Annotated in this window: 13 protein-coding genes; 12 read left to right on the top strand and 1 reads right to left on the bottom strand. The window is 52.1% G+C overall.

Annotated elements, in window-relative coordinates; translation table 11 throughout:
- Positions 1–13: 13 nt before the first annotated feature.
- From ACSSVV_RS07580 to ACSSVV_RS07570, 3 genes are read left to right on the top strand one after another with little or no spacing between them, the layout of a single operon-like run.
- A complete protein-coding gene (locus ACSSVV_RS07580; RefSeq protein ID WP_454105864.1) occupies positions 14–1,336 on the top strand; it encodes an EAL domain-containing protein in 1,323 nt (440 codons plus the stop codon).
- Between the two features lie 53 nt (positions 1,337–1,389).
- The gene (locus tag ACSSVV_RS07575) at positions 1,390–2,991 is read left to right on the top strand and encodes a hypothetical protein (RefSeq protein ID WP_454105863.1); all 1,602 of its coding nucleotides are present in this window, start codon (positions 1,390–1,392) and stop codon (positions 2,989–2,991) included.
- A 16-nt stretch (positions 2,992–3,007) separates the two neighbouring features.
- A complete protein-coding gene (locus tag ACSSVV_RS07570) occupies positions 3,008–5,041 on the top strand; it encodes a hypothetical protein (protein WP_454105862.1) in 2,034 nt (677 codons plus the stop codon).
- 57 nt (positions 5,042–5,098) lie between these two features.
- On the opposite strand, the gene ACSSVV_RS07565 is transcribed toward ACSSVV_RS07570, so the two are convergent.
- Complete coding sequence (locus ACSSVV_RS07565) at positions 5,099–6,397, bottom strand: hypothetical protein (RefSeq protein WP_454105861.1); 1,299 nt, start codon at positions 6,395–6,397, stop codon at positions 5,099–5,101.
- Positions 6,398–6,600: 203 nt separating this feature from the next.
- On the opposite strand from ACSSVV_RS07565, the gene ACSSVV_RS07560 reads away from it, so the two are divergent.
- The 9 genes from ACSSVV_RS07560 to ACSSVV_RS07520 all read left to right on the top strand — a co-directional run bounded on the left by ACSSVV_RS07560 (position 6,601) and on the right by ACSSVV_RS07520 (position 15,422).
- Entirely contained in the window at positions 6,601–7,380 is a 780-nt protein-coding gene (locus ACSSVV_RS07560; RefSeq protein ID WP_454105860.1) for a DotI/IcmL family type IV secretion protein, read from the top strand.
- Positions 7,381–7,383: 3 nt separating this feature from the next.
- A complete protein-coding gene (locus ACSSVV_RS07555) occupies positions 7,384–8,331 on the top strand; it encodes a DotH/IcmK family type IV secretion protein (RefSeq protein ID WP_454105859.1) in 948 nt (315 codons plus the stop codon).
- 8 nt (positions 8,332–8,339) lie between these two features.
- A complete protein-coding gene (locus ACSSVV_RS07550) occupies positions 8,340–9,683 on the top strand; it encodes a DotG/IcmE/VirB10 family protein (protein WP_454105857.1) in 1,344 nt (447 codons plus the stop codon).
- A 94-nt stretch (positions 9,684–9,777) separates the two neighbouring features.
- Positions 9,778–11,232 (top strand): peptidoglycan-binding domain-containing protein, encoded by a 1,455-nt coding sequence (locus ACSSVV_RS07545; RefSeq protein WP_454105856.1) that lies wholly within the window; start codon positions 9,778–9,780, stop codon positions 11,230–11,232.
- 1 nt (position 11,233) lies between these two features.
- The gene (locus tag ACSSVV_RS07540) at positions 11,234–11,860 is read left to right on the top strand and encodes a hypothetical protein (protein ID WP_454105854.1); all 627 of its coding nucleotides are present in this window, start codon (positions 11,234–11,236) and stop codon (positions 11,858–11,860) included.
- A gap of 29 nt (positions 11,861–11,889) precedes the next feature.
- Positions 11,890–12,273, top strand: coding sequence for a hypothetical protein (locus ACSSVV_RS07535; RefSeq protein ID WP_454105853.1), 384 nt, complete (start codon positions 11,890–11,892; stop codon positions 12,271–12,273).
- Positions 12,274–12,301: 28 nt separating this feature from the next.
- Positions 12,302–13,027, top strand: a complete 726-nt coding sequence (locus ACSSVV_RS07530; RefSeq protein ID WP_454105852.1) for a hypothetical protein — start codon at positions 12,302–12,304, stop codon at positions 13,025–13,027.
- Between the two features lie 32 nt (positions 13,028–13,059).
- Entirely contained in the window at positions 13,060–14,112 is a 1,053-nt protein-coding gene (locus tag ACSSVV_RS07525; RefSeq protein WP_454105850.1) for a hypothetical protein, read from the top strand.
- A gap of 68 nt (positions 14,113–14,180) precedes the next feature.
- A complete protein-coding gene (locus ACSSVV_RS07520; protein ID WP_454105848.1) occupies positions 14,181–15,422 on the top strand; it encodes a S8 family serine peptidase in 1,242 nt (413 codons plus the stop codon).
- The last annotated feature ends 134 nt before the right edge of the window (positions 15,423–15,556 follow it).

Genomic DNA, 15,556 nt, shown 5'->3' with positions numbered 1-15,556 from the left:
GTAGAGCAGAGTGATGAAACAGACCAGCAAGCCGAGATTTTTGTGGGTTGATAACCGAAAACAGCTGATGCAAAGCATCGTCCTTTGTATTCGGTTTCCTTTGCTCGACCCATTGAGTCGACATCAAGGCCCAAAATTTACAGCACAACTCCGTAAGATGATCGAGCGCCGGGTTGCAAAGGTCACCGAAGATACAACGGTGTTTTGGTCAGACTCATGCGTGATCGTGCCAGTCGCAAAATCTGTCAGTCGCTCCATGCTGGATACGATGCTTGAGGGACTATACGAGCGTTTGATTGCCCCGTTCGTCATTCAGCAAGGCAAGGACCGGATTGGGCCAACGGATTGGTACCTGACTCCATTTATTGGAGTGAAGTTCCCACCTCACTTGGATTATGACGACGCGATTCGGTGCTCAAAGGCAGCAGCCCATAGAGCAACAGCGGAAGACATGGCTACTGCATGCCTCTATGATCCCTTGCTGGAATCGCAGGAAGCGATGGAACTCCTTCAGCATCAATTTTTGCTAAAGGCAATTCGGGAAGAGAGGCTCGGTTTCCACTACCAACCTCAGATCGAAATGGAAACAGGAATCCTGCGCGGCTTTGAAGTGCTCATCCGGCCGGCGCCAACCAGAGATCCACGCCTGGCCTCAATGTCAGCAAAACAAATGATCAATCTGGCTGCTGAATCCAATCTTTTGATTCCATTGACGGAATTTGTCGTGCGCTCTGCACTTCGGACTGCCGAACAGTGGAGTGCCTTAACCCAAGGCACTTTCCGGCTTTCGATCAATATTGATCCCTATACTCTCTTGGCCGGATGGGAAAGACTCAAAGAGATCTTGATGGGCTCACCATTTCGGCATTCCCTGGTTATTGAGATCACCGAGATTGCCCGAGGTGGTAGTAGTTACGATATGGTTGGCCTCAAAGACAGGTTAAGGCAGCTTCAGATGATGGACATCGAGGTATCCATAGACGACTTCGGTTCCGGTCTTGCCAACCTGGATCGGATAGCTGAACTTCCGTTTGATGAGCTGAAGCTAGACAGACAAATTGTTCAGCGAGCCCCAACGAACTCTATTGATGCAGCCGTTGTTCAGGCGGTTGTTGCCACGAATCAAATGAAAGGTTGTCGAGTGGTTGCCGAGGGAATAGAAACACCTGAGCAGTGGGACTTCTGCAAATCGATCGGGTGCGATATTGGCCAGGGCTACCTTCTTGGTAGGCCCCAGCCCGGATACCAGGCTCTTCAGATTCTCCAGCGTCAAGTGCAACGAGAACATAGAGCCTGGGAGTCCGTTGATGCTTGGATGGCCGAGCAAAAAATTTAAGACCTTATGTTCAGAATATTGTAGTGCACGCGACAATTTAGGGAGTGAGCTATATGTCCGTTCAATCGCTGTTTGCCACGATCAATGAGGCAGCTAAAACCGAAGAATACGAAGAGGATCTGGATGATCTCGCAGAACTGTCCGAGCCGGATCAACCCACTGCGGAGCAGAAAGACGAGGAAAGCTCCGCCACGTCGCCGCAAGAAACCGCGGACTCTGTGGCCGTCGCACCATATCGCCCGGTCATCATTGGTAAAGACGCAGAATTGCTGACAGTAAACTCAGATTCAGGCGCCATCGAACCAAAGCCTGGCTCTGAAATTGCCGTCATCGGACTAAAAGACCAACTCGACGCCTACGTGCTAGTTCCAGGAGCGAACTTTGCTCGCCAGCTGTCGTGGGATCCTGCGTCCAACAAGATTCGCGAGCAGAGAGAAGGAAAGCAGATCTCAATTGCGCCAGCAAATGATGCAGAAATTGATTTCAGTAAGCTGACTATCGTAAAGCCTGCCGACAACCTAGACCGGGTCAAGCGTATTACTGCAATGCCGAAAGAGCCCGAGGTGCAAGACGATCCTACGCCAAAGAAGGCAGAGCAGGTATCGGATGACGAGCCTGGCCCGATCCCCGAACTGAATAATGACGACGACGCGACGGAAGATTCTGTCGACACTGCAAACCGTCAAGGGGCTGCAGGATTTCCACCAGAGATGGATCCCGGGCACGCAGGGCCCACCGGAATGACTCGGCGGGGGGAACTACTAAGCCAATATGGGCCCGGAGGCGCAGTTGCCATGGGGCTTATTGGTGGTGCAATTGATGGCACCATGTACGCGGCCGATCGTACTGTGCGTCTTGCAGGTAAACTGACCAGTGATGGGGTTAAGGGAACCATTAAGACCTGCCAAGAGGTGATCGATCAGCTCAAAGCGCGTTCCCAGCGGCTTAACGAAGTGACTCAGGCGAACCAGTCCAAGATTACGGATCTTAATCTGAAATCCGGTCCGTCTTTGGCAGATCTGGACGGCCCCGGAGAACTGTCGTCGGTGGTGAACAAAGTTGTTGATGGCTCGGACATGCAAGAGCGGGTTAGTGAGCTGCAGATTGCTGATACCAGCAGTCAGGCGTGGCTATCTAACATTAAGGAAGGGTTTGGCAAAGCCTTTAACAGTCAGCTAGACATTGTCCACAAGGCTATGAACCTGGATGACATCAATGCCCCGAGTTCTCCTGAGGAATTCGATGCAGCACTGGCTGAGCTGCCTGATGAGCACCGTGAGGCGGTAACTGGCGCCATTGATAAGATGAAGAAGAACTGCGAAAAACTGGGCGAGCAGCTGGGCGATTGGCTGAACGACAAGAAAGGCAGTAAGTTCAGTACGATGACGCTGGAAGACCGGAAAGAAGCTGTCGAAACCATTGAAGAGTGGACACAAGACCCATCGAAGCTCGCAGATCCGAAGTACAAGGATCTTATTGACAACCTTGGAACGGAAGGAAAGACCTTCAAAGACCAAATTTCCGGTGTCTTCGATGGCTTGCGTTCCATGATTGACCGGATTATGACCAAGCTGAAAACGTTGATAGGCGTGCAGGAACAAGCACACGAAGTTCACCAGGAAGAAAGCCAGAATACCGGCATGCGAATGGGCTAAGGACCGGAGATTGGATGTGGCAAAAATTGATAGCGGCATGCTGAAAGAACGATTTGATAGAGCGTCCGACATTTACTGGAACAGAAACCGCGTTCCTGGTGGGTTTTCAGGAAGGACAGCCCTTTTGCTTGCTAACGATGTAAGTGAGTCTTCACCTGAGCATGCGGTTACCACCAATATGTTTCGAGGTGGTCTTGGCTCCCAGGATGAGGTGGGCGGCCGTCGCTTGGTAAATGCTGTCAAAGAGGATCGCGACAGTATTCTTGCCAGTCCGGCACCCTGGATTGCAATCACAGCACCAAAAGGCGATCTGTTAAATTCGCTTCCCCATCCGCTTGCTGCTGATAAGAGCCCCGAGGCTCTATTGCCACACACCAATACATGGGCTCAATCGCTGTACTTGGCTACGGTATTCCGACTCAATCAACTGAGAGACTGGACGGAGGCGCACTATCCAGAATGGCTCGACGAAAACGGAAATATCAGCCCGTACTCAATGGCAGAACCGCTTGAAGACGCCGATGCTGACCAGCAAAGACATTGGTTGCTCGCAGAACTGAGCTTTCTAAGAGACCTGGAAAAACATGGGCAGCTCTTTATAGACCACCACTCGTCTGGTAGGGGAGCTTTCGTGTTCTCCGGTATCGGAGACAACCTTCAGCTCTCAGATCATCCGACGAGCGCCCAGATTAATTATTGGCAGCGCACAAGTGCTGGAGAGGCTGAACTCTTTCGGACCCCGGTACCGGGTGGAAACTCCGGAAATGATCAAAGACTCTATACCCAGCAAACTCAGGTTTTGGCTTGGCTGGCGGATTTGAAGAAGATTTCCATGGAGCAGGCGTTGTATCAAGATTCGGACAACTCCGAGCGCAACCTTTTGCTCTTCCGTAGTGATTGGGTTACCGCTGAGCGGGTTCTTCTTCTTGATCGGTTGCTAACACGGTATGTAGTCGACGGAGGACTGAGGAAAGATGTTGATTGTTACACGGGGATGCGTGGAGACAGCGAGATGTCCAGTTCGCCACAATCGATCGCTGAGCCCTCTACAATTAAGGCGGTGATTGAAGCCGGATTGGCCCAGGCCAACATCGTATTGCAACACCTTGGACGACACGTTAAAGGTAAACCGGCAACGGACCTAGCCTATCATTATCTGTTAAGTGAAAGGCAGGGGGTAACCTCCATCGTTCCTGTGAGAAATGCCGTTACCCAGGTGGAGAGGTTTGGGCTGTCGGTGAACCCAAACCGCATTGAGGCAGGTCTGGCGCAAAAGTTATCTGAGATTACGGTCTCACGCAACAAACTTACATTGAACCGTGGTTATCAGCCTTGGTCTCAGGCTGAGATTAGAAAAGTCGCAGTTGAGCAAGGGCATCTCAGTAATGCAGTAGGTAAGGAAATCGGATTAACGGTAACCGATAAGATTCGGAAACAGGAAGAGCTTATCCATAATGTTCAACGGACTTCGATCGAACAGACGAAAGAGCTAGAAAAACTGAACGCATCCATTCAGGATCTCAGGCTGCGGGAGCAAGAGATTCGGAACTACGCTCAGCGCATGGAGCAGTGGTCCGAATCAGCAAAGAGCCAGAATCAACAGCTACGACGTGAGATTTTTGAGAAGCGCGTAATGATTGGTCTGCTATCCGATATGCTTACCGAGTCTCGCCTCCTATTTAATCAACAGGCCGCTGACTTCATGGGGGAGAAAATCTCCCAGAGCCCGGAGAAGAGTCACTTGGCCGAAGTGTTGCTGCAAGAGGGCTTCGATGTGGACCCAAACTCGATGTTGATTACAGGAATGCCTACTTCTGAAGAATCATTTGGGCGAATGGAGAGCCAGAGAGAGCAGCAAGTTGAACAAGTGCTGGCGATGGCTGCGCAGGCTGGCTCAATATCCCAGGACTTCGCCAAAGGAGCCATTGGGGCTACCAAGAGCATGATGGATGATTTGATGATCGGTAAGAAGAAGCCTGGCTTTTTCCGTTCGCTGTTCACGGGTGACGACGAATCGGATTCCAGTAGAGCTACACCAAGGTTTATGTGAACAGAAAAGGGCGCATCTAATCGGCGCCCTTTTGCTAGCGGTCGAAATAGGTGACCGTCAATGTGACTCTTTGACGTTCGCAATGTAGCCGCGAGGCGGAATGCCATCTTCAATCACGAGCCTGCCTTCCGTATTTTCATAGATGATCAATGGCGTTTCCGGAATCGCCATAGTCATAACGGCAGTATTCTTGACGACATCGGGAATAAACTCCCGGAAATCGTTGCCAGCTTGGTCCAACTCGGCATAAAGCATATCGGCCTGACCATGAGTACGCATGACGCGACCGAGGGCGGTGAGCGCCGCCATATCTTCTCCCCGCCTGACCAGATCAATCAGGTGAGCGCTGACAGCAATACCCGAAGTTTGGCTGGGCAGCACCACAGAGGGGATCCAGTGCACGGTGACCTGACCAGCCAGCACATCCGCAGCTAATTGCTGATAATAGTTGTGGCACGCCGGACAGTTGGGGTCGAAGAATACATACAAATGGCGAGAGCCCTGGCCCTGGCTAACGGCCGGCAAAGCACGAACCAGGTTGAGAAACGCTTTCTGCTGACCCTCAGGTTCCTGGATTACTCGAACGGCTTCGATATCAGTGTCGTTGTTCCGGGCATCTTTGATTAGCTGCGTAAATTCTTTCTCATTGGGCAAAAGGGACATCCGATCCGCCTGCGCAACCGGAGTAGCCGCTTTTGGTTCATTGGCCAAATTGACTGGGTCTGGCTCGGCATATTCCGTCACCCTTTCCGTACCCAGTACGGGCTGCGGAATTGAAGCGGTAGACTGCGTTGGCACAGGGGGTGGAGGCAGCTCAACGTTTGTCCTTGGAAGCTGGGGCGCAACCGGTGCTGTGGTCGCCGGCTCAACCTTAGGAGCTTCTACAGCGGCTTGAGCTGGCGGAGCAATACTCTTCTGTTGACCGCGAAGCATCGCAAGCAGTGCTTCCTTATCCTGGCGCGGGGCCGAAATATCAAGAGATGGATTGCCTGTTGGATAGGTTATTTGCCCACCCGGAACGGCGGTTGCCTGGAGCTTTGGCAGCACAAAGCCTGAGAGGACGGTCTGACCATCCGAGAGCACATAAACCGACTGCATGTTCATCACACCGGGAATCTGGATAAACACCTCAGTTGTGCCGGCAGGGCCATCTTTTTGCCCGAGAATGGCTACCTGAGGCAAGTGGGAAAGAACCGCTTCTGCCGCAGAGCCGGGCCTATATTCCTCGCTGGACGCGAAGCCATCTGTTTGGCTGGAGGGCGACGAAAAGTGTAGATATCCAAGTAAGGGGATCGTAACACCTACCGCCAGTCCCGCTGCTTGCAGAGCCAATTCTGCAAAGGGCTTTTTCTGCACGTTATCTCTCCAATCTCAAGTTATCACATGGGATATACTTTAACACACAAACTTTGGGAAATTTAGTGATGAACCGGGTCACCTTTGGAGGATGGTGCAAGACGGTACAAGGCCAAATTTGGGGTTGTGTCAGGGGTAAAATGGCCACTAAACATCACCGGACCCATGCCTGAAAGGTTGTTGAATTAAGGAAGCATCCAGGAATGACTGAGAAAAAAGCGCCACCCAAACCGGCCCTGCGGCCGTCGACTCAACAAGGACGGCCGGCGCCACAGAAGAAATCTGAAGGGGCGCGCCCGACGAAACCTGCAGCCCAGCCGAATGGCAAGCAGAGCCTTCATGGCGCCGAGGCCGTTGCAGCGCTCGTGGTTGTTAGCACGAATTTTTCGCGCTTCAAGAATTGGATGATCCTGCTTTTGGTTGCCGTAACTCTGTTCTCGTTGGCATGGAACTCGGTTCAGTTCGCAACTCAGCCAGAGCCGAAGCTTTTGGGAATGACATCGGATGGTCGAATCCAGGAGCTGCCACTGCTGGATGCGCCAATTGATAGCAGATCCGTCATTATCGAGTGGGCGGGGAGAAACATACCGAAGCTGTATGACTTCAACTATGTCAATTACCGAGGACAGCTGAATAAGTCCCTGGAATTCACGGCACAGAACACACTCCTCAGCTTCCAGCGAATGCTGGATCAGTCCGGAATTTTGCCCAAAGTGAGAGATGAGTTTCTTATTCTGCGTGCAGTGGTTGAAAACGAGCCAGTTGTCCTTGGGGAAGACGTAATCAAAGGCGTGCGCGTTTGGCTTGTAGAGCTGCCAATCAATCTCATCTATGACTCGGGTGCGACTGAAGCGGACAACAAGCGTCGCCGGCAAATCACACAAAAGATCATTTTCCGTGCATGGATAGCGCGGGCCAGCCCTCTTGAGTATGACGGCGGCCTAATGCTTGCCAAGTTCGTTGTTCAGCCGAGAAAGGATTAAGTGATGAGACACCAATTATTCATGTTGGCACTCTGGTTGCCCGTCATTGCTTTTGTGCCTGCTGCCACGGCCAATGATGCTTCTGCGGCTGATAGAGACGCGGTTACTGTAAGAGAGCCGACAGTCATTGATCTAAGGGAGTTGCCGTCGGACCTTGATGCGCTATTCCCGATCACGCCGAAGGAGAGAGTGCTGATACGGGAGCGCCAGCTCAGAGACCAGAATGCTACTTACCAGCCTCTCAGAGAAGTCACGCCCATCAGAAACATGGACCGAATGTCGAAGCAGGCTGAAATTATCCCCGAAATCTATGTAACGCCAGACTATCCGACATCGGTTGTCTTTACGGACCTAATGGGGAATCCCTGGCCGATACAGTTCATAGGTCAAACGGGAAGTCTCGCAGACGTAGAGCAGCCAGAAGGCTCGGTCAGTAGTTTTGTGCTGCACGCCAAGAATGGTGCCGGAAAGAAGAGCCTTGCAGTCTACCTGAAGGATATGTTGATCCCGGTGACAATTACAGTGGTGGGGCAGAACGATAAATACCATGCGCTCAAGCACATCCGGATTGAAGAGCGAGGCCCGATCTCCAAGCAAGAGAACGCCACGGCCACAAGCAACCTGTCTCGCCAGGTTGCATCCTCTGTTGAAACTGCATCGGGAATTTCGCTCGACGATGTAATCAATAAGCTCGCCTACAAGGTGACCCCGGAAGGGTTTGCGAAGATCAAGGTGAATGATCCCGCTGTTGATGCCTGGATTGACCGACAGGATCCCGAAACCATGTATGTAATGACAGATTACACGATCGTATCACCAGCACCGATTAATGGCGGTCGCTCAGTGATGGCGTTACAAGATGGTGTGCGGGTCTATGTTATTCCGCGGATTAACCCAGTGATGGCATTGGATAAGAGCGGACAACGCATCTACTTAGCCTTTCAGGAGTGACGCAAGCCATGAGCGATAGCATGAGCACTAAAGAGTTTCTTTTATCGAAGGAGTCGCGCCCACTGCTGATTGGCATTTTGGTACTTCTTCTTTTCTTTGGCGGCATCTTCTACTGGGCAATATCTTCTCTGTTCAGCTCTCCAGAACGCCCGGACCCGGACTCGCTGGCAACTGGAGGTGGTAGCACTATTGAGGCCCCGCGAAAAGAGCAGGGTGGCTCATCAAATCTGACTTCGGATTCCTTAAATGATGAGGCGCAACAAGCTGCAAGAGATTACAACGAGCTAACAGCGTCTGACGACTCGCTGCACCCTGTACCGCTGTTTGATGATGTAGCTTACATCCCGATTGGCGACAACGACGATGAGACTGATCAGAATAGTGCTTTGGAATTGCCATCAGGCATTCCGGAGCAACGATACACTTACACACCACCTGCAATCCCAGAGGGAGCAACAAGCAACAGAAGCCGGGATCTTGAGCGAGAGCGCAGAGAGCGGGAGGCTCGACTCAAAGCCCGTGAGGATGCGGCACGAGCAATCATGCAGACTTACGATGCCGCGCCTGCAATCGCGAGCTTCACAATGAAACCCCTGAAAACTGGGGAAGCTGATGCCCAGGGTGATCTGAGCCGTGTGGGGGTTGATGGAAATAATGGCGGTCGTCCGTCGTTTGTTGAGGGGAATGAAAATGCCGCAGAAGGGCAGTGCAAGGCGCCGCTGGTTAAAGGTGGGCAAATTGCCTATGCCAACAACGACATTGCGCTAAACACAGACTTTGCAGGCCCTGTCCGCGCAACATTTCTTGGTGGCGAGCTTAACGGCTGGACCGGCATGGGGACATTTGAGCTGAATGAGTTTGGCGCAAAAATGAAGCCAATGCTGAATAAACTGATTTCGCCGGCAGGGACAGAGTATACGGTTCGGGGATACGTGCTGGATCCCGACACCACCCTTTGGGCGATCCGATCGGATGTCGACTACCACATTATTTACCGTTACGGAGGTTTCGGGTTGGCAACGATTTTGTCTGGCTTTCAAGAGCTGGCCGAAGCAAGGTCTGTTATCTCTGAGCGCACTGGCATCAATGGTGAAACAACCAATGAGTATCGTGAGCCGGATGGCAAGCAGATCACCTGGACGTTATTGGGTGCATTCAGCGAACTGTGGAGGGAAGCATTTGCCGACAACATAAACCGCCCAATCACTGTAACGCTCGATCCAAATGTGCAGGTTGGGGTTCTCTTTGAGTCCACTGTCTGCAAGGTGGAATCCGAAACTGAAAAAGCCTGGGCCGAAAACGAGGCTAAGCGCCAGGCAGGATTCATCGACCCTGTGAAGAAGTCAACCTGACCCATCACAAAACAAGATGGGACAGCACCGAAAACCAATGATCGCACAATATATAATGTGTCAAACAGCTCACGTTAGTCAGGAATAAAATCACATGAGTAGAGACGACGACGATCTGATCAAGGGGGGAGATGGTGAAGACTTTTCCTTCGAGGAAAGCGAAGAATTCTCCATTCCCGAGACGCCCTATGCAGATGACGAAGATGGCATTGAGAGCGAACTGCCCATGGATGACATGGAATTCTCGGTGGATGCCACGGCTGCCGCTGGGGAAGACTTTGAAATTCCTGACATTGAGCTGGAGGGCGAAGAATACGTCGGCGAGCAGACCTATGGTCACGAAGAAGGGTATCAGGAGCAATTCTCCGGAGAAGTCGCATCGGGGCCTGAGGGTTACGAGCCAAATGTGAACGAGCCTTCTGAGGATGAGGAAAAGGCCAAGCCTGGCTGGATGCTCTGGGCTGGCTTTGGCGCGTTTCTGCTCGTATCGATTGGTGCAATGGTGTTCTTCGTGCTGCCTATGTTCGGTGGCGGCAACTCCGGCGCCCCAAAGCCAGATGCAATGGCAAACATGCCAATGGCGCAACAGTCGACCTCTCAGACCGAAACCAACTCCGTCGGCGGCTTTGGTGGAGATGGATCCGGAGAGGGCAGTGGCTATGGTGGAAGCGGCGGTGCGCCCAACGATGGGGCTCCGGTACAAGTAAGCGCATTCCCTGTAGATGATGGAGCGGATGCCCAGGAAGGTTGGGTCGCCGAGCCAACGATGAATGAAACTGCATCAGCACCGATTCCGGATCCACAAGCTGACGTCGCGCAACCAGAGGGGCGATTTAATTATGACGAGACTCGAACCCAGTTGCTGAGCGATCGGGCAGCAGAAGAGCTGGAAGGCAAGCTTGTTGCAAAGTCCGAGTTTCAAGGCTTGAAGCAGTCTGTTCGGGAGAATCTTGAGCAGCTGGACAGCTTGGCGGTGACAGTTGGCAAAACCGAGAAGGATATTGCAGATCTTGATCGCAGGGTCAGCGTTCTTGAAAGGAAGGTAGAGAGCGGTTACCCGGGCACCAAGACAGCAGCGCATGCCAAAGGCGAGAAGCACCCTATTCTGTCAGAACCAGAAAAAGTAAAAGACATGCAGCGGAAACTGGCAGAAAAAAACTACCGCCCCGGCAATATCGACGGGATTTTTGGAACGCAAACGCAATGGGCGATCAAGCGTGCGCAAAAAGAGCATGGTCTTGAGGTCACTGGCAGACTTGATGATGCAACGATCAAAATGCTGGACGACTTGAAACTCTATACCGGTTCCTATCCAAAGGCAGAGCGCAACCGTCCAGCCATGGCAAAGAATCACTCGAAAGGTACAGTCGCTGCTAATGGATGGTTTCTCCGCGGGCTTACTGCAGAACGAGCCATTGTCTATCGCAAGAGTGGAGAATCGTATCCGGTTTCGGTCGGTACCGAAGTTCCTGGAATGGGCCAAGTTCTGGCGCTGCACCCAGACAAGCATGAGGTTGTCACAGCCCATGGAATCATAAGGCGGCAATAATATGCTCGACACCAATATCGTCATTGATGCCATAACGAGCGGCGCAACCGGCATGCTGGAGTACCTCATTAATTTTGGGGGAGAACTCCAGGTTATTGAGACCGTCCTGATTTTTATTATTGCTCCGGCGATCGGGATCCTGATTTCAATATGGGGTGTCTGGGATCTGATTCAGCTGAAGAAACGGAATTCTGGCAGCAACGCGACGGGGCTGGGGATCGTAATTAAGTTCTGCGTTGGTCCCGCGACAATACAGTTGGTGCTGCTGATGAAGGCGATCTCAGAGTCGATCTTCGGTGAGCGCCACATACGAATCCATGAAGGACTGGCAACTAGCTACGTGGATGCTGCTCAAGGGCAGCAGGGTGACCCGGTAGCGGCAGGCCTTTTGATCATTGTCGCATTCCTGGTGATTGTTGGATGGATATCGGCGCTGCGATCAATGATGGCATTCGCTCGGATGGGCAACCCACAGGAGAATGGATACCAGCTTTTTCGGGCAGGTTCTGCGCGCCTCATCGCGGCAACCTTCTTGTGTATGTTCCAGTTTTTCATGGACGACATGTTCGAGACGGCTAGTGGGCAGGCTGGCCAGTTCTCAAGCAGCTTGAATCTGCCAAATTCTTAATCAAAACCTGCATAGTGAGAGTAGTACCGATGAAAAAAATTAAAGCGCGTCTGGACAACACTGTAGAGAAGAAAATTCTGCCATTTCTCTTTGCTGTCTTTCCGTTTCTTTTTATACCGAATATGGCACATGCGAAGATTAGTGACTGGGTAGCCAATATTGGGAGCGAGGTGTCGATCATCGTAGGCTGGATCGTCATCATCCTGGGGGCATTTGGCATCGCCCTTAGTGGGTTTGGTGTCATTAGCGCGGTATTTGCGAAAAAGAACCGCGAACCACTCAGCTACCAGACATGGTTCATTTTGGGCGGCGTTGTTTGCGTTTTGCTGATTCCCCTGGTTATTGCACTGGGTTCCTCCGTGTCTGGTGCCGATCCCACCAGTACCGTCAACGGCCTGCTTGAGCAGTCGTAATTCCTGTCGGGAGGCAAGAGGTCAGCCGATGCAGCGTCCACGCTTTTTCTCACACCCGCAAGAGCAGGCCTTGCTGCCAGAAGTGATGGGCGTGGAACGCTTTGCCCTGCAGGCTGCGCCTCTGATCAAACACAGAAAATACAAGTGTGAGATCAGCGGGTTTCAGAGCTTTGGAGGTCAAATGAATCGTTCGGCCTCCGGGTTTATGCTGTTAGAGTTTCGTGACCCGAGACTGCAAGGACCGGATGCCAGAAAGTCCGGAAATCTCCGAGTCGTTGATGAGCTTTACTACTGGTCGCGACACGTTGACCTGGCAATAAAACATAAAAAGGGCGATCTGATATTTGCGCCTTGGTTTTCCCAAGCAGAAATTATCAGCCTCTTCAGAATAGGTGCCGTGATTCAAGAGCAGAGCGCAGACGAATCAGAGTCAAAACAGTTTGCCAATAGTGTCCTGGATGTTCTGAACAGTCTGCGCAACGGTGAACTTATGGTCAGCGCTCTTGGACTGGAGGGTGAAGTTGCGAATTGGGACCAGGCTCAATGGCTAAAGAGCCTTCAAATGATGCAGCCAAAGCAAAAGAAGCAATACATGGAGCTGTTCGGATGCAACCTGCGATTTCTTCCATCGGTACCAGCATTCCGGGAAGCTATAATTCATTGGGGTTCTGAAACCCCAGACAGTTCACTGTTTCGGATTAAAGCGGCAAGCATTCTTGCCAAATTCAAGAAGCACCAATCTGTAGCGGCATAGGCCAACCGGCAATGGCGAATAGGGTATGCATTGTGGTGGACGCCAAGGATGCATCGAACCAGGGGCTTCAGGTTGCTTATTCAAGCAAAACTCCGATGACCCCCGGCATCAAGTCCGCCAGATTCTTTGGAACAACCCCCCAACAGCTCGGTCAAGAGCTCGGAATCTCACGCGAGACACCAGCCAAACAGGCGTCCTTACTTTCCGATATCTATACATCAGCCATGCACATTGCCGCGAAGCTGACTCCGTTCCAAACAAATAGTGTTTGTGCTGAGAATGTCGTCCGGCTGGATAGCTTTCAGTCTTCCAGCGTCAATACTCCCGCTCCTTGCCCACTGACATGTGGACTGAATAGCACTCGCTATCTGAAGCTCGACTCCCTCAATCCGGGTGAGACGATAGTTACCTTTCAGGTCGACCGAAACGATTGGTTTCAGCAGATCCTTAACACCGGTATTCCCCAGGGACGGGTGATTTCCCTTGACGCAGCCGTAATGCATGGTGATGTCCAGGAACGATGGGAATGGGTTCAAGGGCTTGGTGTACCCTTTTCGGTCAAAGGAAATGCGCGCCTGAAGCAAGGCTCCTTGAATGAATGGGGCAGAGGGTGCCAAAGATTCTCTCATCATGAATGCAAGCTACTTGCCAGCGCGGGCGATCACCTGGATATCAAAGAACTGCAGATGGCAGACAGTATATGGATGCGCCCACAATGGGCTACCCCGACATATAGTTCACTGAGCGTTGCCTGGGGTGTGGCTCTTGAAGCGATCTATGGTATGGCAACGGCTTGCCCGCGATCAGGCCAGTGGAGCATTAACGTTGGTCTTGTCGGCGCTCTAAAAGCAGCGAACCTCCTACGTGAGCGAGGATGTAAGCTAATTGGGGCTGGGCATGGCAAGGTACACATAGGAACCCCCTCTCCAAACGAAATGCCAGCGATTATCGTCTGCGAAGGCATTACTTGGCGACGTGTCGGAGCCAATCATCACGACACCTTGTTACAAAAGAAAATTGGCGAACAAGACTACATGGCGATACTAAGCGCTGACCAAATGGTAGTCACCGAACTTAATAGTTAAAAATATATTGCACATTATGATAATCGGCGTATACTTATAGGTGTGAGATAACTTCTGGGAGATCAAAAATGACATTCAAAAAACTAACTTTGGCCGCACTTGTTTCTGCTTTCGCGCTGTCCGGATGTGGCGGTGGCGGTGGCGGCGGCACCGATGACACTACCGTAAAGCCTCCTGTAACACCTGAGGTTGAGAAAGCGCCCAACGAAGACGCCAAAGCACTCATCAATGCATCAAATGCTCTATCGGCCACCAACGTAGTGATTGCTGTAGCCGATGCGGGGGTCAATACAGACCACACTGAGTTTGAAAGCACAGCCATTGACGGCCGCAGCGCATCATTCTCCAGTGAACTGCTGCTGGATGGCTCCAACAATCTGAATTACGAGCTTCAAGCTAACCTGAGCGACGACCACTACCCGGACTATGATGCCAACCGGGACTATGCTGAGGCGTCACATGGGACGTACGTTGCCTCTCTGATCTTTGGTAAAGACGTGGGATTGCTGACAGATGGGACTTTGCTTGCGCTTGACGTGGTCTATTCTGGCTCCGTCGATGGCGGCACATTTGACCCAATCGGCCGGTTGCCCGACAACTTGGCAAGCATCATGGCCACCACTGAAATGGCAGCAACCAATGCCGTGGACTTCTTGAACATGTCCATGGAAGGTGCGGCAACGTACTTCAAGGCGACCCAGGATGGGGGCCTACAGGCGGACGTATACTCCGCAATCGAAGGGTCTGGAGTTGGTGTAATTGCTGCAGCCGGAAACCTTGCTCTGGATTATTCAGAGATTTATGCCAGTAGCACGCCAGCCTGTACGGATGAAGAAATGAACGCGGCGACTGGTTTTGCCTACGAGCGCTGCTATGCGCTGAAATACGATCGTAATGAGCTAGACCTGGTGCCATATCACAACGATACGTTGCGCAATGACTTTATTCTGGTTGTAGCGATTGACGACAACAAACAGGTCGCCTCGTTCTCCAACGTCCCTGGTGCGGAGCCCAAGATTCAACAGCGTTTCATTGCTGCCCCGGGGGTTGGCCTGGACGTAGCAGATCACAAGGACAACGCTGACTACACAACCGCCAGCGGTACCTCATTCGCTGCCCCTCTGGTTACAGCAGCGGCCGGTGGCGTAAAAGCCAAGTTCTCAGGACTATCCAGTGCAGCGGTTCTCCAGATCCTTCTGGACACCGCCGACTCCAACTTCGCTGGTTATGATCCGAAACTGCACGGTGTTGGTATCCTGGATGTTGAAGCGGCCCTGAACGTCAACCCGAATGACTACATCGGCCTCTGAGCCCCGAGAAATGATTGGCTGACCCCAATCCCAGAAGAAAGCTCCATGAGCTTTCTCACCTTTGCCCGGCAATGTCCGGGCTTTTTTGTGCCCTCTGACTCACCCACATGAAAGACGAAGCCTTTGGCTGAGTC

Source organism: Marinobacter sp. MBR-105 (assembly GCF_053628895.1).
The sequence above is the reverse complement of the archived record's forward strand: the minus strand, read 5'-3'. Positions and strand labels throughout refer to the sequence as shown.

Excerpts from the sequence above, each read along its gene's own strand:
- ACSSVV_RS07580 (WP_454105864.1), top strand. The coding sequence starts at position 14 with ATGAAACAGACCAGCAAGCCGAGATTTTTGTGGGTTGATAACCGAAAA.
- ACSSVV_RS07575 (WP_454105863.1), top strand. The coding sequence starts at position 1,390 with ATGTCCGTTCAATCGCTGTTTGCCACGATCAATGAGGCAGCTAAAACC.
- ACSSVV_RS07560 (WP_454105860.1), top strand. The coding sequence starts at position 6,601 with ATGACTGAGAAAAAAGCGCCACCCAAACCGGCCCTGCGGCCGTCGACT.
- ACSSVV_RS07555 (WP_454105859.1), top strand. The coding sequence starts at position 7,384 with ATGAGACACCAATTATTCATGTTGGCACTCTGGTTGCCCGTCATTGCT.
- ACSSVV_RS07550 (WP_454105857.1), top strand. The coding sequence starts at position 8,340 with ATGAGCGATAGCATGAGCACTAAAGAGTTTCTTTTATCGAAGGAGTCG.
- ACSSVV_RS07545 (WP_454105856.1), top strand. The coding sequence starts at position 9,778 with ATGAGTAGAGACGACGACGATCTGATCAAGGGGGGAGATGGTGAAGAC.
- ACSSVV_RS07540 (WP_454105854.1), top strand. The coding sequence starts at position 11,234 with ATGCTCGACACCAATATCGTCATTGATGCCATAACGAGCGGCGCAACC.
- ACSSVV_RS07535 (WP_454105853.1), top strand. The coding sequence starts at position 11,890 with ATGAAAAAAATTAAAGCGCGTCTGGACAACACTGTAGAGAAGAAAATT.
- ACSSVV_RS07530 (WP_454105852.1), top strand. The coding sequence starts at position 12,302 with ATGCAGCGTCCACGCTTTTTCTCACACCCGCAAGAGCAGGCCTTGCTG.
- ACSSVV_RS07520 (WP_454105848.1), top strand. The coding sequence starts at position 14,181 with ATGACATTCAAAAAACTAACTTTGGCCGCACTTGTTTCTGCTTTCGCG.